Origin of the sequence: Aeromonas sp. ASNIH8 (assembly GCF_002919855.1) — a bacterium.
Taxonomy (GTDB): Bacteria; Pseudomonadota; Gammaproteobacteria; order Enterobacterales; family Aeromonadaceae; genus Aeromonas; species Aeromonas caviae.
On record NZ_PQLN01000071.1, the window covers coordinates 1 to 23,390 of the forward strand.

At 59.4% G+C, this 23,390-nt stretch carries 21 protein-coding genes; 5 read left to right on the plus strand and 16 right to left on the minus strand.

Annotated features, from left to right (window positions below):
* Positions 1–84 precede the first annotated feature (84 nt).
* The 3 genes from tnpA (at position 85) to C3418_RS16815 (ending at position 3,571) form a co-directional block, all read left to right on the plus strand.
* The gene (tnpA, locus tag C3418_RS16805; protein WP_103858922.1) at positions 85–489 is read left to right on the plus strand and encodes an IS200/IS605-like element ISAs26 family transposase; all 405 of its coding nucleotides are present in this window, start codon (positions 85–87) and stop codon (positions 487–489) included.
* 247 nt (positions 490–736) lie between these two features.
* Positions 737–1,630, plus strand: a complete 894-nt coding sequence (locus tag C3418_RS16810; RefSeq protein ID WP_010675306.1) for an EamA family transporter — start codon at positions 737–739, stop codon at positions 1,628–1,630.
* A 135-nt stretch (positions 1,631–1,765) separates the two neighbouring features.
* On the plus strand, positions 1,766–3,571 hold the full coding sequence (locus tag C3418_RS16815) for an extracellular solute-binding protein (protein ID WP_181023117.1): 1,806 nt from the start codon (positions 1,766–1,768) through the stop codon (positions 3,569–3,571).
* An 89-nt stretch (positions 3,572–3,660) separates the two neighbouring features.
* On the opposite strand, the gene C3418_RS16820 is transcribed toward C3418_RS16815, so the two are convergent.
* Positions 3,661–4,053, minus strand: coding sequence for a DUF2750 domain-containing protein (locus C3418_RS16820; RefSeq protein WP_010675308.1), 393 nt, complete (start codon positions 4,051–4,053; stop codon positions 3,661–3,663).
* 94 nt (positions 4,054–4,147) lie between these two features.
* Positions 4,148–4,696: a hypothetical protein gene (locus C3418_RS16825; RefSeq protein WP_045524136.1), complete on the minus strand. Its 549-nt coding sequence runs from the start codon at positions 4,694–4,696 to the stop codon at positions 4,148–4,150.
* Positions 4,697–4,942: 246 nt separating this feature from the next.
* Between C3418_RS16825 and C3418_RS16830 the strand changes: the two genes are divergently transcribed.
* Positions 4,943–5,191, plus strand: a complete 249-nt coding sequence (locus tag C3418_RS16830; RefSeq protein WP_010675310.1) for a TIGR02647 family protein — start codon at positions 4,943–4,945, stop codon at positions 5,189–5,191.
* On the opposite strand, the gene C3418_RS16835 is transcribed toward C3418_RS16830, so the two are convergent.
* The 7 genes from C3418_RS16835 to C3418_RS16865 all read right to left on the minus strand — a co-directional run bounded on the left by C3418_RS16835 (position 5,178) and on the right by C3418_RS16865 (position 11,019).
* Complete coding sequence (locus C3418_RS16835; protein ID WP_103260431.1) at positions 5,178–5,489, minus strand: hypothetical protein; 312 nt, start codon at positions 5,487–5,489, stop codon at positions 5,178–5,180. The genes C3418_RS16830 and C3418_RS16835 overlap by 14 nt on opposite strands.
* Positions 5,490–5,566: 77 nt before the next feature.
* Positions 5,567–5,776 (minus strand): cold-shock protein, encoded by a 210-nt coding sequence (locus C3418_RS16840; protein ID WP_005302803.1) that lies wholly within the window; start codon positions 5,774–5,776, stop codon positions 5,567–5,569.
* 206 nt (positions 5,777–5,982) lie between these two features.
* A complete protein-coding gene (locus tag C3418_RS16845; RefSeq protein ID WP_103858924.1) occupies positions 5,983–7,083 on the minus strand; it encodes a dihydrolipoamide acetyltransferase family protein in 1,101 nt (366 codons plus the stop codon).
* 94 nt (positions 7,084–7,177) lie between these two features.
* On the minus strand, positions 7,178–8,164 hold the full coding sequence (locus tag C3418_RS16850) for an alpha-ketoacid dehydrogenase subunit beta (protein ID WP_052814703.1): 987 nt from the start codon (positions 8,162–8,164) through the stop codon (positions 7,178–7,180).
* Positions 8,161–9,249 (minus strand): pyruvate dehydrogenase (acetyl-transferring) E1 component subunit alpha, encoded by a 1,089-nt coding sequence (pdhA, locus tag C3418_RS16855; RefSeq protein ID WP_041213175.1) that lies wholly within the window; start codon positions 9,247–9,249, stop codon positions 8,161–8,163. Before pdhA ends, C3418_RS16850 begins: the two co-directional genes overlap by 4 nt.
* Positions 9,250–9,520: 271 nt before the next feature.
* The gene (gene astE, locus C3418_RS16860; protein WP_103858925.1) at positions 9,521–10,540 is read right to left on the minus strand and encodes a succinylglutamate desuccinylase; all 1,020 of its coding nucleotides are present in this window, start codon (positions 10,538–10,540) and stop codon (positions 9,521–9,523) included.
* Between the two features lie 269 nt (positions 10,541–10,809).
* Entirely contained in the window at positions 10,810–11,019 is a 210-nt protein-coding gene (locus C3418_RS16865; protein WP_010675316.1) for a DUF1127 domain-containing protein, read from the minus strand.
* A 531-nt stretch (positions 11,020–11,550) separates the two neighbouring features.
* Here C3418_RS16865 and C3418_RS16870 point away from each other — a divergent pair.
* Positions 11,551–12,444: a DNA replication terminus site-binding protein gene (locus C3418_RS16870; RefSeq protein WP_103858926.1), complete on the plus strand. Its 894-nt coding sequence runs from the start codon at positions 11,551–11,553 to the stop codon at positions 12,442–12,444.
* A 78-nt stretch (positions 12,445–12,522) separates the two neighbouring features.
* Here the strand turns inward: C3418_RS16870 and C3418_RS16875 are convergent, their stop codons facing one another.
* The 7 genes from C3418_RS16875 to C3418_RS16905 form a co-directional block, all read right to left on the minus strand.
* Positions 12,523–16,359: a DEAD/DEAH box helicase gene (locus tag C3418_RS16875; protein WP_103858927.1), complete on the minus strand. Its 3,837-nt coding sequence runs from the start codon at positions 16,357–16,359 to the stop codon at positions 12,523–12,525.
* Positions 16,360–16,577: 218 nt separating this feature from the next.
* Positions 16,578–17,231 (minus strand): YceH family protein, encoded by a 654-nt coding sequence (locus C3418_RS16880; RefSeq protein ID WP_103858928.1) that lies wholly within the window; start codon positions 17,229–17,231, stop codon positions 16,578–16,580.
* A 263-nt stretch (positions 17,232–17,494) separates the two neighbouring features.
* Positions 17,495–19,132, minus strand: coding sequence for a PglL family O-oligosaccharyltransferase (locus C3418_RS16885; RefSeq protein ID WP_258040109.1), 1,638 nt, complete (start codon positions 19,130–19,132; stop codon positions 17,495–17,497).
* A 168-nt stretch (positions 19,133–19,300) separates the two neighbouring features.
* Positions 19,301–21,385, minus strand: a complete 2,085-nt coding sequence (locus tag C3418_RS16890) for a YjbH domain-containing protein (RefSeq protein ID WP_181023115.1) — start codon at positions 21,383–21,385, stop codon at positions 19,301–19,303.
* Positions 21,382–22,137, minus strand: a complete 756-nt coding sequence (locus C3418_RS16895) for a capsule biosynthesis GfcC family protein (RefSeq protein ID WP_103858930.1) — start codon at positions 22,135–22,137, stop codon at positions 21,382–21,384. The genes C3418_RS16890 and C3418_RS16895 overlap by 4 nt, the downstream gene beginning before the upstream one ends.
* Positions 22,134–22,823 (minus strand): YjbF family lipoprotein, encoded by a 690-nt coding sequence (locus C3418_RS16900; protein WP_103858931.1) that lies wholly within the window; start codon positions 22,821–22,823, stop codon positions 22,134–22,136. The genes C3418_RS16895 and C3418_RS16900 overlap by 4 nt, the downstream gene beginning before the upstream one ends.
* Before the next feature lie 52 nt (positions 22,824–22,875).
* Positions 22,876–23,103, minus strand: a complete 228-nt coding sequence (locus tag C3418_RS16905; protein ID WP_103858932.1) for a hypothetical protein — start codon at positions 23,101–23,103, stop codon at positions 22,876–22,878.
* Positions 23,104–23,390 lie beyond the last annotated feature (287 nt).

Sequence of the window (23,390 nt, forward strand, 5' to 3'; positions counted from 1 at the left end):
GAATTTGTAGGCTTTCAGAATTTGCATTTAGCGCTCAGTGTGTAGCATTATTGCCATATCTATTAAGCCCGATTGAGTGACAGAATGCAATTCACTAAAATTAATAAATCACGCCATTCGGCCTACGCTTTGCACGTACATTTGGTGTTTATCACCAAGTATCGAAAGCCGATATTGGGGGAACTGCATCACGCTTCATTCGGTCAGTGTGCGGCAGAGGTTTGCAGAGATTTTGGTGCGGAACTGAAAGAGTGTGACGGAGAGGCTGATCATGTTCACATGCTGATAGAGTACGCGCCAACGGTGCAGCTATCGGTACTGGTGAACTCGTTAAAGGCGGTCACATCAAGGCGACTGCGTAATGAATTTCTGGACTTGAGAGGTGCTTACAGCAAACCCGTACTCTGGTCACGCTCTTACTTTGCGGGCTCTTGCGGCGGAGCACCGTTGGAGGTGATCAAGCAATACATTCAAAACCAGCGGGGCTGACGCCCCGGCGAAATTCCCCTCCCACCTACGTCGGAGGGAGTCCCCTTTCGCATTTAAGATGGAATACCTCCGGTTAGCCATCGACGCCAACCCGTCAATCGGGGCGCTCACTTTTTAGCTTAGCCCGCCCGCGCTCGCCCGGTGTGCAGGTAGACACCTGCGCCCTTGACGGTGCCCACCCTGTAGCAGGTATGCTCGACCCCTTCGGCGCCCTGCCGTGCGGGCGCCGCTCAAACAAGGATGCCGCATGCAAACCAAGGACAAGTGTCTGGCCGCCCTGGTCATTCTCTGCTGGGGACTCAACTTCGTCGCCATCAAGTGGGGGCTGGAAGGCATCCCCCCACTGCTGCTGGGAGCACTGCGTTTCGTCGGAGTCGTCTTCCCGGCCATTCTGCTGGTCCCCAGGCCTGCCATGCCCTGGCGCTGGCTGCTGGCCTATGGCGGTGCCATCAGCCTGGGCCAGTTTGCCTTCCTGTTCTGCGCCATGAAATTCGGCATGCCCGCCGGCATGGCCTCCCTGGTGCTGCAATCCCAGGTGGTCTTCACCCTGCTGTTCGCCATGATCTGGCTCGGAGAGCGCTGGCAGCCCCACCACTGGGTGGCACTGCCGCTGGCGGGAGCAGGTCTTTATCTCATTGCCACCCATGGCGAGGGCAACCTCACCCTCATCGGGTTTGTGCTGACGCTGTGCGCAGCCGCCTGCTGGGGCCTTGGCAACGTCATCAATCGCCAGATAGGTCTGCGCTATCGCACCTCTCTGCCGAGCCTGGTCGCCTGGGGCGGGCTGGTGCCCATCCTGCCCTTCTTCGCGCTCTCCTGGCTGTTCGAGGGGCCCGAACTCATCGCAAGCAGCCTGCTCAACATCCGTTGGCAGGGCGTCTTGTGCGTGCTCTATCTCTCGTTTATCGCCACCTGGCTCGGTTATGGCCTGTGGGGGAGGCTGCTGATGCGCTATCCGGTGGCCCAGGTTGCCCCCCTCTCCCTGCTGGTGCCCTGTGTCGGCATGGTGGCCGCCGCCCTGCTGCTCGATGAACACCCCACTCCCCTGCAATGGCTGGGCTCGGGTCTGGTGCTGCTCGGCTTCGTGGTGCATCTGCTGGGGGGCAAGATGCGCTTCTTGAAGACCCAAACCGAGGATTGACCTCGCCCGGGAAACTTCCCATCATGGGTCAGGCCCTCTTGGGCCCACCCCGTTATTTCGGCAGGACGCCATCATCAGGAGAGCAAGGACATGCGTCATCCGTCATTTTCGATCATCCCCTCTTTACCAGGCATCATGCGGGTCATGGCCATGCTGCTCCCCTTCTGCTGGAGCCCGTTCGGCTGGAGTGCCACCCTGCCGGCAGATCTCAAATGGGAGAGCAACGACACCGACCCCGTCTATGCAGACCCCGAGGCCAAGCGAGGCGGCACCTTCCGGGATTTCATGTCGAGCTTTCCGCTCACCTTGCGCAAATACGGGCCGGATTCCAACGGCGGCTTTGCAGCCTACGTGCGCGAGACCAACCTGCCGCTCCTGAGCACCCATCCCGTGACGCGCAATCCCATCCCCATGCTGGCCAACCAGTGGGCTTTCGGCGCGGATAACAAGACGCTCTATTTTCGCATCAACCCCAAGGCCCGCTGGTCGGACGGCCAGCCCGTCACTGCGGATGACTGGGTCTTCACCCTCAAGATGATGCGCAGCAAGGAGATCAACGATCCCTGGTACAACAACTACTACAGCACCCAGATAAGCGAAGTGACCAAGTTTGACGATCACACCCTCGCCATCACCAGCGGCACCGAGAAGAGCCGGGAAGATCTGCTCGAAGCCCTCCCCTTCACCCCGGAGCCCAGCCACGCCATCAAGCTGACCGCCAACTGGGTCAAGGAGTACAACTGGAAGGTGCTGCCGGTCACCGGCCCCTACCAGATTGGCGAGCTCAAGAAGGGCAAGTCGGTTACCTTCGACCGGGTCAAGGATTGGTGGGGGAACGACGAGCGCTACTTCCAGCACCGCTTCAATCCGGATCGCATCGAGATCAAGGTGCTCAGGGATCAGAACATCGCCTGGCAGCACTTCCTGCGCGGTGAGCTCGACACCTTCCCACTCGTGATGCCCAACTGGTGGCACGACAAGAGCAAGACCGCCGAATTCGAGAAGGGTTATATCGAGCGGCTCTGGTTCTACAACCAGACACCTCAGCCCCCCATGGGGCTCTATCTCAACACCGCCGATCCCTTGCTGAGCAATCTCGACGTCAGACTCGGCATCCAGCACGCCCTCGCCCTGGACAAGATGATCGCGACCCTGCTGCGGGGGGACTACCAGCGTCTCAACACCTATGGCTCGGGCCAGGGAGATTTCACCAATACCGACCTCAAGGCGCGCCCCTTCGATCCCGCACTTGCTCGCGAATTCTTTGCCAAGGCGGGCTTTACCAAGACCGGACCGGATGGCATCTTGCGAAACGACAAGGACCAGCCCCTCTCCCTCAGCATCACCTACACCACGGCGGAACATGCCCAGCGTCTCACCCTGCTGCGGGAAGAGGCGAAAAAGGCGGGGCTCAACCTCGAGCTCAATCTGATGGATGCATCGGCCGGCTTCAAATCCATGCTGGAGAAAAAACACCAGAGTGCCTGGATGGCCTGGAGCGGTGGTCGCTATCCCGCCTACTGGGAACACTTCCACAGGGTCAATGCCAACAAGCCCCAGACCAACAACATCATGAACATTGATGACGATAGGATCTCGGCCCTGGTGGAGCAATACGACAAGGCGTTCGATTTCGGCAAGAAGGCCGACCTCTCCCGCCAGATCCAGCAGCGACTCTATGAGCTCGCCAGCTTCGTCCCCGCCTATCAGGTGCCCTATACCCGGGCTGGCGCCTGGCGCTGGGTACGCCTGCCCAAGGTGCCGGCAACCCCCCAGAGCGACTTGCTCTACTGGCCCCTCGACGGCTCCAACTCGGGTTACAGCTTTGGCGGCCTGCTCTGGATTGACGAAGCGGCAAAGGCTCAGACCCGGGCCGCCATCAAAGGGGGGCAGACCTTCCCGCCGGTGACCATCACGGATTCCACCTACCAGCAAAAATAGGGCAGCTGGCACCGTCGGCCCTAAAACAAAAGACCCCGCACATTGGCGGGGTCTTTGTTACAACCGGGATGGCACCAGGCAGAGGGCGCTCAGCCGCGTTTGGCCTGCTTTTGCGCAATGGCGTCGGCGACGTCGGCCGGGTCCAGCACAATGCCTTCCTGATCCGGCGTCGGGAACACGGCCACGCAGAGATCATCCTGCTCCATGCCGTCCACCCAGCGATCCAGCCACACCTTGAGGGTGATGGACTGCGGCTTGCACTCGGCCCACTCCCCTTCGGCCCAGGCCTTGGCGTAGTCGGGATGCGGCCATACCGGGATGCAGTCTTCCTCTTCGGTCGTCAGCATCATGACGCCGTGTTCGTCGGTCAGGACAAACAGCTCTTCGTGCTCGACCAGCTTGCTGATGAAGTGATCAAAGCGGTAATCGGCGTTCAGTTGCAGCGCGGCATTGCGCTCGGTGTCGCTAAGTTCATAGCTCATCGGTCAAGTCTCTCGTTCAATAAAGGGCGACATGTTCACATCTTGCCGACCCCTTGTCCAGCAGGAGTAATAGGTCATCCGTCTTTCCATCGCCTCACCCCAGCTCGGGGGTCAACAGCCGGAGTCCCGCGGTCTCACCCAGTCGCTCCCTCAGCCAATAGGCGGACTCCACTTCCACAAAGCAGAGCTGATCCCGCCCCGCAGCGACCCCCACCATGATCTGCTCAAGCCGTGCTTGCTGGGCGGCACTCCAGGCAGCAACCAGCTTGCCGCCATGGGCCTCGTCCACCACCTCGCGGCGCAGCTCGAACAGGTTATCGGTGATCGGGCTGTTTATCTTGCTCGGGTGGCGCCAGTACATCTGCAGGTTGTCCAGCATCTCCTCATCGTAACTTGCCAGCGCATCGAGCTCCGGCGTCTCTTTGCTCTGGGCCGCGAATTCACACCAGCCTGCCGACAAGGTAGCCAGACTCTGGGCATCCTTGCCATGCTGACGCAGGGTTGTCACGTCTTCCCCACGAATGGCCGGCAGCCAGAGATCTCCTTGATGTTGCGCTAGGAGAGGGAGCAGCAAGGAGGGAGCATAAACAGGAAAACGGGGACCCAGAGAGTGCAGCAGAGAGACCAGAGTGACAGTGATCATGAGACGCGCCTTGAACAAGATGACCTGGCATCACGCCTGGTCATGAGGGTGAACGAGGGTGCCATTCTAGCATGTTTGCCTTGCTGGGGGCGTTTGCGTCCAGCCGGACCGGTGATAGATAGCGTCCAAAAAAGCAGCGTTTGAACCAGAGCGGCCCCGATAAAGGCCAATTGTTTGAGCCAGCGCCCACTAAAGAGGCACCGGGGATGCTAGGTTGCATACATCTTTAGCGTAAGGAGTGCATCCATGAGTGGGATCAACCAGGTTTCTGACGATTTTGTGAATGAGCTGAAAATACTGGCGTGTTTTGATCCGGCCAACATGAGCCTGGGGATCAAGCTGCGCAGCGACATGTCGGAAGCGCTTTGCCAGGCGGCAGCGCGCCTGCACAGCCAGGGCCTGATCACCGCGGCAGATGGCGGCTATCTGACCCCTTTCGGCATGACCATGCTGGAGCATCTCCAACACCTGCTGGTCGCACTCAAGCCGAATTGAGCGGTTGTGGTGCCCAGAGCGAGAAGTTGAGCAACTCCCAGCGCTCTCCTTGTCGCAGCAGACAAGCAAACAGCAAAGGACCTTCGGGTCCTTTTATCTTGCCATCGACCAGCCACTCTCCCGCCCGTTTTGGCACCGGCTGTACCCTGATCTCATCGGGTTTCACCGCGTTTCCCAGGCGAACATGTACAAACTGTTGACACACGGACACGGCATCATTCACCGCAGGATCCGGCGTTGGCGGGCTGGCCTGACCGGTCAACGCCACGGTCAGCAAGAGGGATGCGAGCAGGGTCATGACGCGTATTGATGAAGCCATGAAAACAAAAAGCCGTGGCACCAGAGGTACCACGGCTTTCTTAAATTCTGCAAGAATTACAGAGCAGTTACGTTCTCAGCCTGCGGGCCTTTTTGACCTTGGGTCACAGAGAACTGTACGCGCTGACCTTCAGCCAGGGTACGGAAGCCGTTACCTTGGATAGCGCTGAAGTGAACGAAAACGTCCGGGCCGTTTTCTTGCTGGATGAAGCCAAAACCTTTGGTTTCGTTGAAAAACTTAACGGTACCGGTGATCATGTTAGACATATCTTTAAACCTGTATTCAAAATAATTACTTATGCTTTTCAGCGGATAAAGCTCAAAAAACGGGATTACTTATGAACAACAGGAAAAGATGTAAAACATCATATTCATTGACATAACTATCGCCTTTTCAAGCTGGTTAACATTATACGTGCCTTTGTCGATTACGCAAACAAATTTGTACCCCGCCAGCGGCGGGGTACAGCGGGTCAGACCTGTGCCGACTCCAGTGCCTGGACCAAGGCTTTGAGGAAGCGAGCCGCCTCTCCACCGGTGCAGGCTCTGTGGTCAAACGTCATCGACAAGGGAAGTGCACGCACCGGGCGCGCCTCACCGTGGATGAACACCACCTTCTCGAACAACTTGCCCGCACCTATGATGGCCACCTGGGGTGGTGTGACGATGGGGCTGGCGTAACGGCCAGCGATGGCGCCAAAGTTGGTGAGGGTGATGGTTGCCCCCTGCAGCATTTCCCGCGGCACGGCACGGGCCTTCACATCGGCGATCATCCGATCCAGTCCCTGCCGTATGTCAGCCGAGTCCCGTTCAGCCACGTTCTCCATCACGGGCACATAGAGCCCATGCTTGGAGTCAACCGCGATGGCCACATTGACCTCCCTGAACAGACGCCGCGACAGGGTCTCTCCGTCAAACCACGCATTCATGGAGGGTTCGGCCCGACACGCCACGCCGATCGCCTTGATAAGGCGCACAGTCACATCTTCATCCGGGCGCCAGTGGCGCAAGTCCACTTCGTCGGTGATGCTCACCGGCACCACAGTCCGGTGCGAGAGCTCCATCGCCTTGGCCATGGCCCGGCGCGAGCCTTTCAGGAATTCGTTGCCGCTCTCCTGCTGGGCCTCGAACGCCTGCTGCACATCCTGCTCGGTCACCATGCCAGCGCTGCCGGTTCCCTTGACCTTATCGATATCCAGCCCCAGTTTTTGCGCCAGCAGACGGACCGCTGGCATGGCTTGCACCAACGTACCGCCGGGCGCCATGGCCCCCACCACGAAATGATCCTCGATATGCTGCTGATGGGCGCTGACCTTGCCAACGACGGTGCCGTCATCCTCGCCCCCTTCAAACTCCACCAACGGTGCCCCGATGTGGAGGATGTCCCCCTCCTGCCCGCACAATCTGGCGATGACCCTGGCCACCGGCGAGGGCACATCCACCAACGCCTTAGCCGTCTCCACCGACAGCAGTACCTGATCTACCTGCACCGTATCACCGGCGCTCACCTTCCACTCGACGATCTCGGCCTCGGCCAGTCCTTCGCCCAGATCCGGCAATTTGAAAAATTTCATGACCTGCTCTCCCTCTGCTGGGACATCACCAAACATTGACAGACACCATGGAGCCCTGTGGCCCAGGCACTTGCGCATCCGTACCTGTCGCGCGTCATAGCCACTGGTTCTCCATCAGTTGCCGAGCTGCCTGCGCGATCTCCTGCTCGGTGATGAGGTAATACTCCTCGTTGCGATAGTAGGGGACGGCGGCATCCACGCCGGTGAGGCGTCTTGGCGGCGCCTTGAGGGCAGTCATCGCCTCTTCGGTCACCTGGGACACGATTTCGGCCCCCACCCCAAAACTGCCACAGGCTTCGTGTACTACCAGCAACCTCCCGGTCTTGCGTACCGAGGTCAGGATGCTCTCCATGTCCAGGGGTTTGATGGTGGCAAGATCCAGCACCTCGCACTGGATGTCCTGCTCCGCCAGCAGGTTCGCCGCCCGCATGACTTCCTGGATGCAGGCTCCCCAGGCCACCACAGTGATGTCCCGGCCGGGACGCAGGGTAAAGCAGACATCCAGCGGCAGGCCGATGCCGTCATCCACCACATCCGACTTCATGGAGCGATAAATGCGATCCGGCTCGAAGAACATCACGGGATCCGGATCCCGAATAGCCGACAGCAGCAGGCCGTAAGCTCGCTTCGGGCTCGAAGGGATAACGACCCGCAGCCCGGGGATATGGGCAAACAGGGCCTCGACGCTCTCGCTGTGGTGCTCGGGCGAATGGATGCCGGCGCCGTAGGGGGAGCGGTAGACGATGGGACAGGTGACACGGCCACGGGTCCGGTTTCGCATCCGTGCCGCCTGGCAGATGATCTGCTCCATGCCCGGGAAGATGAAGCCCTGGAACTGGAACTCGGCCACGGGTTTGAGCCCCTGGGTCGCCATGCCCACCGCCACTCCGGCGATGAGCCCTTCGGCCAGCGGCGTATCGATGACCCGCTTGAACCCGAATTTATCGCGAAGCCCCACTGTGGCGCGAAACACACCGCCGTTGACCCCCACATCCTCCCCCAGTACCACCACATCAGGATCGCGTGCCATCTCGTGGTGCAACGCCAGATTGATCGCTTCGAGCAGCGTGATATCGCTCATAGTCCCTCCCCGCTCTGCTGCATGCCCTTGGCGATGATGCGTTGGCGCTGGGCAAGATAGGCCTTCGGCAGCTCGGCAAACTGGTAATCGAGCAGGGTCTCCGGCGCCTGGGGCGTGATGGCCTCGTAGGCGGCAACGGCGCGTTCCACTTCCCGGCCCGCCTCTGCCAGCAGTGCCTGTTCCTGCTGCTCATCCCACCAGTCCCGTTCAAACATGAACTGGCGCAGCCGCTTGACCGGTTCCCTGGCCCAGGCCGCTTCCACCTCGGCGCCGTCACGATAGCGAGTCGCATCATCGGCGGTGGTGTGATCCCCGAGCCGGTAGCTGACGGCTTCGATGAGCGTCGGCCCCTTGCCGCTGCGAGCCCGCTCGACGGCGGCGCGGGTCGCCTCATAGACCGCCACCACGTCATTGCCGTCCACCTGGAGGCTGCGCACCCCGGCCCCTATGCCCTTCTGGGCCAGGGTGGGCGCGCTCGACTGCAACTTGCGCGGCACCGAGATGGCCCACTGGTTGTTGTTGATGATCATCACCATGGGGAGATGCCAGACACCGGCACAGTTGAGCCCCTCGAGGAAGTCTCCCTTGGACGTGCCGCCATCGCCGATGGTCACCACGGCGACCCTGGGCTGGTTGCGCAGCTTGAAGGCGGCCGCGATGCCGGCAGCATGGGTGATCTGGGTGGCGATGGGAACGCAGATGGGCAAGTCTTCCGACAACTCGCCATCGGCCTTGTAGAAGACACTGCCCCGTTCATCGCCACCCCAATACTGCAGGTTCTGCTCCATGGGCACGCCCCTCACGTAGAGAGTGGGCATGTCCCGGTAGTAGGGCACATAGACATCCTCTGGCTGCATGGCGAGCCCGACACCGATCCCCACCGCTTCCGCCCCGAGATGGGAGGGAAAGGTGCCGAGTTTGCCGGTTCGCTGCAGTGCGATCGCTTTCTTGTCGTAACTGCGCACCATCACCATGTTGCGGTAGAAGGTGTGCAGCATCGCCTTGTCCAGCCAAGTCGGCAGTGTCGCGACCGGGCGCCCCTCCTCATCGAGGTAACGAAGGAAGGGAATGTCGACATGGGTCATAACTGGCTCCTTGCCGTTGTCAGCGTCACCACCATAAGGTGACATTTAAAATGTAAACAACATGTTAACCAGAGGGCAACGAGATTCATCCAGGTAAGACCAGTAGAAACTTCTTTTATTTTCGAAGGTAATCGGAACTTTCGGCGAGCAGAAACAAAGAAGGGAGCCTGTTCAGGCTCCCTGTCATATCGAGTTCGGGATCACGCCCATCACCGTCATGCTGCTTGCCACCGCCCGTGGCGCAGGTTCAGCATGAGAAAAAGGCGTCAATTCACTCCCACAAACGGGTGGGTACTACCAGCAGCATGGTGCGCTGTCCGATGGCCACGTTGGCGTTGGGGAAGACCACCGCCTCCCGCGGTTTCTCTACCCTGTATTGCCGATCCCCATCTTCTGCCAGCACAAAACCCTGGGGAAATTCGGTGAAATTGTCCACATCGCTGGCAAACAGGAAGCGGAACTGCTCCGACTGCTTGTTGATCACCCGATCTATGGCAAAAAGGGTGAAGTCATCGGCTCGCCATGGCTCGAGGGCCACCTCATCCCGGGTCACCAGCTCCTGCAATGTCTGGCGCACCTCGATGAAGCGGGTCATGTCGTTTTCACCGAAAGGCCGCACCTTGCCCAGCTCCACCGTAAAGGCATGGGCGCCGTGCTGGTGCGAGCTGTAATAGCTGAAGGTGGTAGTCGGGCCGCTCGAGAGCAGTATGGTGCGCACGCCGCAGGCACCGAGGAAACGTACCTGCTCCTTGCTGTGGGGGCGTTCGTGGGGGAAGGGATAGACGGCAAACTTCTCGTGGCGCGAGCCGCGAATGGCGGTATGCAGATCGTAGTGGTAACGGGGCCTGCCCGAGTCGGCAAAGAAGCGGCTCACATACTGCTCCAGACGCATGGCGCGGATGCGCTCCCGGTTGCACAGCCCCTCCCCCTTGCTGTGGGCGCCCGAGAAGAGGCGGTTCATGTTCTCTTCCACCTCCCTCACCCCCTGGTTCATGGCGGCGGGGTTGCCAAAGAGGAAGAGCACCCGGTGACGAACCTTGAGCTCCTCTGCGAGCAACCGGGTCAGCAACTGGTTGCAGATCTCGATAGGGGCGGTCTCGTTGCCGTGGATGCCGCAGGAGAGGACGATGTCCTTGTGCCCGGGTTGCCCCGCCTCGGAAGCGGGTTCCAGGCAGATCACGCCGGTATCCCACACGCTCACCCGGGTACCGTCGGTCAGATTGAAGGCGAAAGGCTCGAGCTGCCACTCATGGCGGCGCGTCAGGGCCAAAAAGTCATGCTGGGGAATCATCCGTCTCACCCTTTAGTCTGGAATGCCATGGCCGGATTATACGCAAGGCAACCGGGCTTAAAATCAGTTTTTAAACAAATTCAAACAGTAAGGATACAAAAGTGGCGAGAATGAGTGACAACTCATGCAACAGGGTCAAGCGGGGGGAAACACGGGAGAGGGAAATCAGTGAACGGGTATCGGCAGGTGAAGGCAGCATGCCTTCGGCAGACTGGTGGGCATCATGCCCCTGGTATCAGCAGAAAAACAAGGCATCCATGCCCGGCTGATCAACCACGCCAGAACGGCTTGGTGGTCTCTTGATAGCGGTCGGCTTCGTTCAGACCGATGTCCTTGAGCAGGTAGGCGGGCAGCTCGGAGAGCTGGCGACGGCTGCGGCTGCGTTCCAGCCAGGTCAGGACGGTCATCTTGACGCGAGCAACCAGATTCGATTCGCTGGAATGCTGGTAACCGGCTTCGGTATAAGTCATGTTGGCCATGATATGGCTCCTCTCTCTCGTTCTGCGCAAGGCTCGGATTTGATGCGCAAAGCTTAGTCAGGGCGGGGAGGTGCCTCAATTGACGAATTTTGATACATGACATTAGTAAAAGTAATGGTTGATATCGCCAGGGCAATAACCATAACCATATGATTTTAAAATGAAATAATGCTGAAATTTTCCCCCTGGCAGCATGACAGCATTTTCTCCTGCGCCACCCACTTCTAACTATGCACTTTCCCACGCTAGCTATGCACGGCACGACGGCGAGTCAGCAGGCTGCAAACTCTCGGTCACCAGGTTTTGTTAACAAATAGATCGCAACAAGATCGTTATTTAACAAAAAGATACGAACAGGCAACCTGAACCGGATGCCCCCCATGTCACCCCCATCGTCAGGGTGGCACCGGACACTTGGCACCCTGCCATCATACTGGTATGGTTATTTATACAGTGGTTTATCATGCTGCCTCCCCACACTGCCCCAATATCATGCTGAACAGGGGAGCGGCACACACACAGGATCTGCCGATGGACACCTTTACCCCCACCGCCGCCCTGCGTCAACAGATGGCCCTGCTGGAGGCGTCGCTGGCACGCCTTGCCCGGCAACTGGGCCAGCTCGACCTGCTGGAGGCTCATGTCTATCCCCTCCCGGCCGTGGCCCAGGGGGAAGAGCATGAGCCCATCGAGGCCATCGAGGTGGGCTATCTCTCGGGCGAGGCGGCCCTGGCCGCCACCCTCGCCGCCTTTCAGGACCACAGCGCCCGCCCCGGCTGCTCCACCAAGGCAACCCACCGTCTGCCCGGCTGGCTGCGCTTTCCTGCCGCCTGCGCCAGGGAGCTGGCCCCCGTCATCGAGGAGATCAATACGCACAAGCTCGCCTTCAAGGCCATGGTCCAGGCGGCGGGCGGGCGGGACGAGAAGTTCGAGCTGGTGCACGGTGCCCTGCCCGGCGTCATCACCCTGCAGGTCTATCGCAAGCTGACCTGGCTTCAGGGGGATCTCCATTCGCTGGGCTTCACCTGGGCCGACAAGCAGAGCATCAGCCGCCTCAGCCGGGAGCAGGTACTGGAGATGCTGGAGCGCAGCCGCCGGTATGTACCGGCGCTCTTTGACAACGAAGAGTGGAGCAAGATGGTGGATCAGGAGGTATACGACATTCGCCGCCTGCCGGCTGATGCCGGCCTGCGGATCCGCAGGCCGGTCAAGACCCACCCCATGATCAACCTGCTCTGGCAGGACCGGGAGCCCCGCAAGCAGCAGATCAAGGCGAGCCTTCCCCTGCTGCTCTGCTCCGATACCCAGCCGGCCGTCACCCATCTGGGCCACTACCCGCCCAAGCTGCGCCAGGCACGCCGGGATCGCAAGATTGGCGGTGACCCCATTATAGAGCGGCTGCACCTCTACCTCTATCAGGGGTAGCGCAGGCTCGGCACCGCCACAAACGACAAGGGGAGCATCACGGATGCTCCCCTTGTCACATCGAGCGACAGCCCGCCGTCAGCTCATCAGCAGTGCCCGCAGGCTCTCCACATCCAGCCCCTTCACCTCGGACTGGCCGCTCAGGAGGCCGTCGGCCAGTGCCCGCTTCTCGTCGTGCAGCGCCACTATCTTCTCCTCCACCGTCTGCTCGCACACCAGGCGATAGACGGTCACCGGCTGGGTCTGGCCCATGCGGTGCGCCCGATCGCTCGCCTGATCCTCCACCGCAGGGTTCCACCAGGGATCGAGGTGCAGCACGGTGTCGGCCTGGGTCAGGTTGAGGCCCGTGCCCCCCGCCTTGAGGCTGATGAGGAAGAGCGGCACCGTTTCATGGCGAAAACGCAGGATGGACTCCTGACGGGACTTGGCCGAGCAGCCCCCATCCAGATAGCAGTAGTCCCACTGCCGCTGTTCGATACGGCTGCGCAGCAGGCTCAGCAGATCGACAAACTGGCTGAACACCAGCACCCGGTGGCCACCATCGATGGCTTCGTCCAGCAGCGCCATCGCCTCGTCCAGCTTGCTGCTGGTCTGCGACCACTCCGGCATCACCAGCTGGGGGGAGCAGCAGAGTCGGCGCAGCCGGGTCAGGCCGCTCAGCACATGCATCAGGGCACGGCCATCGGCGCTTTGCACCTGCTGCACCACCTCGCGCCGGGTCGCCTCGTAGAGCTGACGCTCCTCGGGAGAGAGGCTGATGTGATGGATGATCTCGGTCTTGTCCGGCAGCTCCGTCAGCACCTGCTGCTTGAGGCGGCGCAGGATGAAGGGGCTGATCACCGCCCGCAGCATCGCCATGTGCTGGGGATCCTTGACCGCCTTGCCAAAGCGGCGCTTAAACTCCCCGAGGCTCCCGAGCAGGCCGGGGTTGATGAAGCTGAACAGGCTCCACAGCTCCCCCAGATGGTTTTCGATGGGGGTGCCGGAGAGGGCGAGGCGAAAATCCCCGTCGAGCTGGAACAGCAGCTTGGCGCGCTGGGTACCGGCATTCTTGATCTGCTGTGCCTCGTCCAGCACCATGCTCGACCAGCGGCGGGACTTGAGCGCCTGGGAGAGACTGCCGAGCATGCCGTAGTTGACCAGGACGATCTGTCCGGCCCTGGCCCCCTGGATCAGGGTCTCCCGCTCGGCGGGATGGTCGAACACCACCACCTCGAGCTCGGGGGCAAAGCGGGCCACCTCCTCCTGCCAGTTGGTGACCACTGACTTGGGCACCACCACCAACGCCGGCCCCAGGTGCTGGCGCATGCGCAGCACGATGAGGGCCTGCAAGGTCTTGCCAAGGCCCATGTCATCGGCCAGACAGGCGCCAAAGCCGTGATGGGCCAGGGTAGCCATCCAGCGTACCCCCTCCTTCTGATAGTCCCGCAGCGCCGTCAGCAGCTCGGGGGGACAGCTCACCTCCTGCTGCCACTCCTGCTGAAGGTTCTGCCAGGCGGCATCCCCCTCGGTGGTGATGACGGAGAGCAGGCGGGCCAGCGGATAGGCCAGCTTGTTGTTGATACGCTGCTCGTCGTCCAGCATGGCGCCAAGCACGGTGAGACGTTCAACCAGCTTGTCGCTCAGCATCAGGCTGGTCTTATCGTCGAGCTGCACCGTGCGCTGGCCCGGGGTCAGCTGTCGCAGGATGAGGCGAAGATCGAGGATCTGATGCTCGTCCAGCGAGAGCTCTCCTTCCACCTGGAACCAGTCCTGACGCCGCTCGATACGCAGGCTCAGGGCTTCTTCATCGAGGCTCTTGAGGCGGGTGCTGTCCTGGTGCCAATGTACCACCACACCGGCGTCAACCAGCTCTGGCAGGGCGTTGACCAGGGTGAGTGCCTGCTCGCCGTCCAGCTTCCACTCGTTGCCGGGCAGGCCGATGGGCAACTGGTTGCGAAGGCGCTGGGCCTCGTCCTTCTCGGCAGCCAGATCCCGCTGCCAGTAGTGATACTCCAGGATACCCTGGCGCACAATGGCCTCCCCCTTGCCCAGAGGCAAGGGAGGCAGGTCCCCATCCCGGGTCACCAGCTGAACCACTAGCTGCCCCTCCTGCCAGTCGAGCAGGACGGAGGGAACGCCGGGCCAGGGGGCCAGCTCGGCATTGCCCCTGAGGCCCGCCACCTGGCTGTGCCAGGGGAGATCGGGGATCGCATCCAGCGTGCGTTGCAACTCCTCGAGCCCGGCCGGCGGCAATGCCGGAATGGCCTCCAGGGCCGGTAGTCTGTCCAGCAGCGCCTGCGGTGTCAGAATAAGCTGCCACAAATCCTGAGCAAGAGGGACGATGTGCGCACCACGGGCGGCGGGAGCAGGGTTTAGTCTAGCACTCATGCCCTTCCCGCTCTGTACCAGTTGCAGCAGAGGGGCACTGATGGCCAGTTGCAGCTTCTGCCCCTTGGCATTGAAGAGCCGAGGATGGTTTGCCAGGGGCACCCAGGCATCTCGGGGCAGCTTGTCCATGTTGCGCGGCAGGGTACGCACCAGTGCCCAGTCCGCCTCATCCAGCAGGCTGGCGTACTGGGTGGAAAGCAGGGCAGGATCGACCCTTCGCCCGGCGGTCCACTCCCCCTTGGTACTCTGCTTCTGGATCTTGCACTCAAGCTCTGGCCCCTCCGCGTGGAGCAGCCAGACCAGCCGCTCCCGAGGCTTGCGCACCCCACTCGAGCGTCCCAATCCCTGCAGCCAGTTGAGCCAGCTTGCCGAGGCGGGGGCCTTGCCTTCCCCCTCGGTGGCATCCTCTTCCTCTCCTTGAGCAGGACGCAACGCGCGCAGGGGCCAATGGGCGGCCTCCCGGCCAAGCAGGAGTCGCAGCAGATCCTGGCAGAAGACCATCAGGCGATGCCGGGGCTCGGCGTCCAGCACGTGAGAGAGGTCCCACTTGTGCAAGATGGTCACCTGGGGGCTCTGCTCGCCATGGCGCGCCAGGGCGCAGAGATCGAGCCAGAGGTAACCCCAGTGGAGCTCCTCCAGCGGCAGTTGCAGGGTATCGAACAGGCCGACCGCCTGGCCGTGGCGATCACCGGCCCACTGCCCCAGCAGATCGGCCAGCAGGGGGGAGTGATTGCCCAGACTGCGCTGCCACTTCTTGCGCTGCTCGCTCCCCTGCACCGGATCTGCCTGTTGCAACCAGCCGAGCCAGAGCAGGGCGCTGAACATCCGGGGCCAGGGCGACGCCTCTTGCCCCTGCCACTGGCCAAGCGCGCCCAGCAGCCGCTCGGCCAGGGGTTGCTCATCCCCCTGCTGCGCCAGTTGTTGCAGTGCAGGCCAGTGAGTGGTTACCTCGCCGCCAAAGGGGCCGCAGAGCCACTCCCATTCTTGGGCGCGAGCCTGGATCTGGCCAGAGAGCGCCGGGGAGCAGGAGGCGACCAGCGTTGCCAGCGGCCAGCCCTCGTCAGGCTCAGCATCAAGCAGGGCCTGCAGGGCGAAGTGCTCGAGCAGCAGGGCCTGCCAGGCGGGGCTGGAGCCTGCCAGCAGGCGGTGAGCATCGGCGAGATCCAGGAGGCTCAGGAGTTCGGCACTCTGGTAATAGGCCGGGATCTGCCCCGCCTCCCCCAGACAGAGCTCGCGCACCACCTCCTGTGCCCGCTCCAGGCCCGTGACCGAGGGGATGCGGGACCACTGCGGCATGGGGCACTCCCCCGCACGCACCGCCAGGATCAGGGTCAGGGTTCCCTCTGCCGTCAGACTCCACTGCTGCTCCGTTCGTTGACGGACAAGCCCCCACTGCTGCAACTGTTCGAGGGTGTCGAGCAGCGCACGCCCGGGTGCGCCCGGGGCATAGAGGGTGTCTTGCAGGTAACGAGTGCTGGCGGCGCGCTGCAAATGCAGCTCGCACAGCAGGGCATGGCAATCTGAAGAGAGGGTGAAGGCTGACATCAGAACTCACGGACAAGTGCAAAGGCGGAATTTTAACGGGAAAGCGGCGGCGGCTCGACCCTTAAGCGCGAAATAGTGCAAAAAAGCTAGCTCCTTTGATGGGTACGCGAGCGACAGGGCTGACAGGGCACTCGCCCCTGCCACCGGGCAACGGGCCGCAGGAGGGGCGCGGTCATCAAAAAAGGCGCCGCAGCGCCTTCTGGAGACAGGTTGTTGGCTCAGCCTTCCAGCCGGGCCAGACGGGCTTCCAGCCCCTGCAACTGCCCCTTGAGGTGCTCGACCTCTTCTTCGAGCGCTGCCAGTCTGTCTGCCGCCGGTGACACAAGGTTGCCAGCGGGCGCCGCGTCGGCCAGCGCCTGCAGATCCACCTCGCCACTGAACAGGTGCGCGTAGCGGGATTCCCGCTTGCCCGGCTCACGGGGCAGCTTGACCACATAGGGCCCCCGTTCGATGAGGGTGGCCAGCACGGCATCCACTTCGGTCACATCGTCGAAGCTGCACAGCCGGTTGGTGTGCGAACGCAGCTCACCCGGGGTCTGCGGGCCACGCAGCAAGAGTTCGCAGATAATGCCGAGCTCCTGGGCCGAGAACTTCAGCTCGCCGAACTCGGTATTGCAGAAACGATGCTGATAGCGGGGCACCCGGGCGTTGAAACCGGCGGTATTGACCACCAGACGGCGGCGGATCAGCTCGTCGATCACGGCACGAATATCCAGCTCGGCGAGCTCCAGCACGGGTTCCCGGTTGCTCTTCTGGTTGCAGGCATTGACCAGTGCATTGAGCGAGAGAGGGTACTGATCCGGCGTGCAGATCTCTTTCTCAATCAGGCAGCCGATCACGCGGGCCTCTAATGGGCCTAGTACTATCTCCATGTCATACTCCCTTGCCAAACAAGACGTTAAGACGGTTATCTTAGCCAAGGCGCTTGCGCCGTCCAGCAGATAACCCCATTTTTGCGAGCCGATGAAACCCTTGCTGCAACCTTGTACAGCAAAACGGCCTCGGTGCGCAGGCGAGGTGAACGGATGGCCGGGAACCTCTTTGGCAACCAGCCCCCTCCCCCTTCAACGAGGCGGGCACAAAAACCATCACGGCCGCAAAGGCGGCCGTGAGGTTAAACGGGTTGAGACGGCCCTCATGAAGAGGGCTTGCGCTCCAGGGTCGCGGCCACCTTTCTTGCGGCCGACACGGTGAGCAAAGGCTCACCCGGATAGAGCATCAGGGCGCTTGCCCGCAGGTTGTCCGCCTCCGCCGTGCGCCCCAGGGCATTGAGGGCGATCACCATGTTGGCGTAGATGTTGGCCCTCGGGGTATGGCGCACGAAGGCCTGTCCCCAGTCGAGGTAGGCTTCAAGCTCCGCCTGGTTGTTGGCCTGCAGACCGACCATGAGGCGCACCGCGTTCACGTCGAACTCCACCCGGGTCAGCCAGGCCATGGGGTTGACGATGTCGAGCAGGAGCGCAGGCTGCTTGTAACCGCCCCGCTCATACTTGGTCACCACCCAGGCGGTATGCAGGGCGGTCAGCATGAAGGGGATGACGATCAGGGGAATGGCGATGGCCATGAAGCGCAGCAACAACCAGGGACGGCACAGATGGTCGCGCCAGTTGCCGTGGCCTTGCTCCTCCACCTCCGCATCCATCGCATACAGGAGCAGCAGCAGCGCCCACCACAGGGCGATGGCGTGGTAGAAGGGGTACTCGGTCTGGGTGTGCAGCAAGATGGGGGTCACCAGCGCAAGCAAGGCGGCGCCCTTGACCCAGCCCGCCCGGCTCAGACGCCACAGCAGGGCCCCGCCCATCAGCACCATGCCCAGCATGGGGGCCAGACCCCCTTCCACCGCCCAGTAGAGAAACTCGTTGTGGGGGTGATCCAGGTTGTACTCGATCTGCACCATGGCCGGGTTCAGCGCCTTGTCGGCCATGTAGTGATGGAGAAACACCGACTCGAAGCTGCCATAGCCCCAACCGGTCCAGGGCATCTGGGCAATCAGCTTGGCGGCATAGGGCCAGTAGATGGAGCGCATGCCGCCGGACTGGTAGATCTCCAGCCCTCGTCTGGCACCGGCCATCAGGTATTGCGAGGCAAGCCCGAGCAAAATGCCCAGGGCCACCAGCGCGAGCATCCGGCCCAGCCGCCGCTCACGACCCAACTGGGCAGACAGCAACAAGAGAGCCATCATGCCGCCCAGTTGCCCGACCCGCGATTGCAAGATGACCAGCAGCAGGGAAGTGGTCAGGATCACCCCATAGCGCAGCCCCTTGAGCCAGGGGTTGGCATCACCGCGCAGCTCCAGCCAGATGGCCAGTGACAGGCCGGTCGCCATGAAGCTCGCCATCACGTTGGGTTGCTGGAAGATGCCATAGGGGCGGTTGGCCTGGGTGTCATACCCAATCCAGTTGCCCGGCACCAGCAGGTAATACTGCACCAGGCCGAGCAGCGCCTCAATGGCGACGGCCCCCAGCAGCATATAGAGCAGCCGGTCTCGCGCCTCGCGGCCGAATCGCCACTGATAGAGGCTTGCCAGAAACAGCAGGCCGGCAAACAGCCCCAGCAGCCGGGGAATGGCATAGTCCTTGAGCTCGAATCCCGGATAGGCCATGGGCAGCAACAACAAGATCCCCCCCAGCCACTGGGCCGTCAGCAGCGGCGAGACCACCAGTCGCTGGCTGAGGGTCACATGCCACAGCCCCAGCGCCATCACCAGGCTGGCGAAGATCCAGCCCCAGGCATTGAACGGCAGATAGAGCCCTGCCCCGCCCGGGTTGTGCATGAAAAAATGCATGCCAAGCAACCAGTACAAGACTGATGTTCCCCAAAAAACCTTTTGAACCAAACTGCACTCTCTTCCCATTTATGCCTCATCATGCATAAAAAAAGCCGTGACAGCGAAAACACTATCACGGCTCATTAGACTAACGAATCAATACCGAGAAGAGCCTTACAGCGGCAGGCGTTCGGTCATGTCATACAAGGTATGGCTACGGCTGAGCATCTGCCCCCCATCTCTTGTCAGAGGAACCCATCCAATTGTTCCCTTGGATGTTGTGGGACGAATCAACATCAAGTCAAAGGGAATCGTGATGTAGATACCTTTGGTAAAACTGCCTTCCCCATACTCTTCGGCCGACACATCCGTCAAGGTTGCGTATGCCCCCATCACAATCCCGGAGTCAAAGCGCTTGGAGAAATCAAACGTGGCCCCCAGGTCACCAGCCAGATAACGCCCGACAGCTACCTTGGCAGTGACATTGTCCATGAAAGGCAACTGCCAATAGCCAGTCAAGTGGCCCGTAGCAACGTCGTAATCAGCCATCTTCAGGGTGTTGTTCCAATCACGCTGCTTGACCCAGTTGGTATCCAGACCCAGAGCCCATGACTGACCGAAAGGACGATAAAGCACCTCTCCCCCGACACCGGCGTACATCATTTCCAGATAGCCGCCGTATGCCTGGCCGTACCACTCCTGACCAAATTGCTCCATATGTGTTAACTGGAGGTTGTTCAGCAGAATATTGGAAGAGTCGACATACTCTCTCACCCAAGTGCGTACTCTCGGTAACGCATCCGTGTCGGCAGGTGGTGTTTTGTAATTAAATTTGTCGTAATTGTTCGCAATATTGAAGAACAACGTACCCTGTAACCAATCCTTATCGGAAAGACGCAGCTCACTGTTAGCATTAATGCCTATCTGATACATATAAAATGATTCAGGACCACCAAAAGATTGCGTCAGGGCCGGGTCAAATGAATAAGAGAACCACTCTGGTTCAGATTGGTAACGGAGCGTTCCCTGAACAGGAGCAGGTACTTTTTGATGCTCTTCTACCACTGCCTCCTGCCCAAGAACCTGGGGCTGGTTCGCCTTTCGCACAGAGTCGAGATCAATCACCGTCTCTTGCAACTGGAAATCTCGCTGGCGCTCAATGACTCTCAACTCTTCGACAGTGTCAGGCAGATGATTAATCGCAACCAGAGCAGTACGATCGATCGCTTCTTGCTGGTCCCTATATTTGTGCTGTTGACCCAGCAAGGTTACAGTGGACTGGTCACTATAAAGTGATGCTGTATTCCAACCAGCATTGCTTTCGAACTGTCCTGCCATAACAGGCCAATCAACGTGTGACGAGTCTATCGGGGCCTTTTCAGCGATATACACAGGGCGAGGCTCATCTAAATGATTCTGACGTAAATCATTAAAGTTGGTCCGAAGAGTAACACCCCACATCAGAGTATTTCCCCTCTGATAACTAAGATGAGTGTCCATGTAATCAAACAGACGATAAACAGCACCTATATTGATAGGAGATGAATGATCAATTTTCCCGGCAAATTCATTACTGTAATCATTGCCATCATATTCCAGCTTCAGGCGAAGTGGCTGCCAAGGTGTCTGGTATTCAACACCCCCAAACAAGGCAGCATTACCGTGGAACATATTTTTTGTTTCAAATTTGCCACCACCGCTGGAATAGCCATTATCTCGTGAACACCAATCATTTTTCCACTCGCAAAAAGGATTGGTAATGTTCCCGCTCTCCCCCATATTTCCCCAGCCCATACCAAGGGTGAAATCAAACGGGCCAACACGCTTGCTGCCGACAATGTACTCACTGTCAAACAGCCCCGTCCCCATCAGGTCACGAAAACCCAGAGAGAGATTCGGGATCCAGGTAGACTCTTCCAGCAACCTGACTTTGACATCCATGCCCTTGTCTTTGTAAGTCTGGTCACCACTGAAGTCGGGATTCGCGTTATAAAGACGAGTTCTTACGTCGGTATAACGCAAAGTGGCTTCAAGCCAGTCGAACGGCTGCACTGACATAGACCAGCGACGGTACTGTTCATTATCAACATAATTGACACTGAATTCACCCGTCTTGGCCATTCTGGCGGTTGGCATTTGTAGCAAGCCAACGCCGCCGAAGTCACTTTGTGATGGACCCAACGGTTCAAAAATGTCGGCATCAGCGTGTGTTGCAAAGGATACCAGCAGGGCAATCAGTGAGAGTCTTGGATAGGTCATTTGGGCATCCGATTCGCTAACAACGTCAACATGCGTGTATTCAAGTCTGTATATTGCTCAGGCAGCACACTCGGAGCAAAACCGACAAACAGAGTGGCACCAGGCATGGCTTCAACATGGCGTTCATTCCAGATGGCAACGGGGATCCACTCAGATTTGCCACTGGGGGAAATCAGATACGCGCCGGTGTCATCACTTCCGGACAAGCGATCCAGCTTTTTCCAGTACTCTCTCAGCCCTGCCGCAGGCAAAACCGGGGCCTCGCCAGGGCGACCAATCAAGCCGGCCAGATAGATTTGCGAACGGCGAGGGGCAAGATACAGCTGATAATCCCCCTGCAATACGGGGTTGGCACCTGATGGCACCAGGCTGATATCCGGATCCACAGGCAATTCGAAACGCCCTGTCAAATGCAACTGCTGTAACTGTTGATTCAACTGTAAAGCGGCATGGGCGAGTTCAACTTCATCATGCTGCTGCCAGTACGTTGCCAGCAATCTGAGATCCTTCAGCACGGCTTCCTGTTGATACTCAATGTCTTTTTGGCGCGCAGGAGTAGAAATATGAGCGACAGGCCAATAATTATCGTACTGAGAGACTGCCGAGTTTAACAACGCGTCACTCAACAGCATGGACTGGGGATGAGTCATTGTTGCTGTCGGTTGACCTTGCCACCAAACAGATACGGACACATCTGCCATAACGGGGGCAGCCCCCAAGGTTGCGAGCAATAAGCTATATATTATTTTCATGATGAATAGGGCTTAAGGAATGTCATTTCGATCATTGGCAAGGAAGGGCCTAATTGCTGCTGGAATTTACGAACTTGACCTGTCTGCTCATCGATCCAGAAATGATTCAGCCATCGCTCTTCATTCGGGGCGGTAACGACATGCTCTTCTACAATCGTCGTTTTATAGGGGCGGTCCATAATATTCAGAACCTCATTCCCCAACTGCGTGTAATGCATGCTCAAGGGATAGCCACTGGTGTATTTTTTCGACCACTCAGCGACACTATACCACACCATCGAGGGTGTCTTGTCTAACCGGGAAGTCTTCAGCGGATCCTTATCCAGACTGCCCAGATAGCGCAAATCATTTGGCAAACCCACTGTTTTAATCAAGCGCCCATGCTGAGTCACAAACATCACACCATCGGCGCTCATCCATGACATGCGCGGACCATTGACATATGCCAGTACAACCAACGCCTGGGGAAGATCGCCCACCTTGATATAGGCACTCGCATAGGGTAGCGCTCTCAGCTCGGATGAGGTCAGTACAATATCATCAGGCTTGTTGAACACATAACCCAGAGTCTCGATCGTCTGATGGGTCGAGGTGCTGCAGCCAGCCAATAAGAACGTGGCTGACCATGCCAATAATCGGGAGGGGAAATAAGATAAATACTGTGCCACGCGCAATACACCATCCATGAGGGATCAGAAGAAAAACAAGGCTGCTCAAACAGAACAGCCTTGTTGAATATTATCGGGTTGAGGTGGTAGTGCTGGTGTTGTTGTTGCGGTTGTTGGATTCAGATACCGCAATCACAGTAACCAGCGCAGCAGCAGCCCCAATTGCAATGGTAGTACCAGCCACACCCGCAGCAGCACCGCTCGCCCCCGCACCTGCAGCACCGCCAGTTTCTTCGGCAGCCATGGCATTAGCAGAAACAGCCAGCAGGGCGGCCAAAACAAACGCAGTCTTCTTCATGTTATCTTCCTTTTTGTTGACACAGCTAAAACATAATACTGAGAAGGTTAACGCTCTCAGTCCTATCTAGTATTACTCAAAGGAGGCATCAATTGAACCTTCAATTTTGCCTCCCTGAATATTACTAATCCCTTATCTATCATCTGCAGCCGGATCAGGCGTAACTGTTCACCCAGATGGCATTGACAGGAAAAAGTGAGACGATCATCCCTTGATCCACTGTTGCCCCTTGCCTGATCCCGCCAGCTTGGCACCATCACGTCATGAGCAAACCCATTACGCCACCA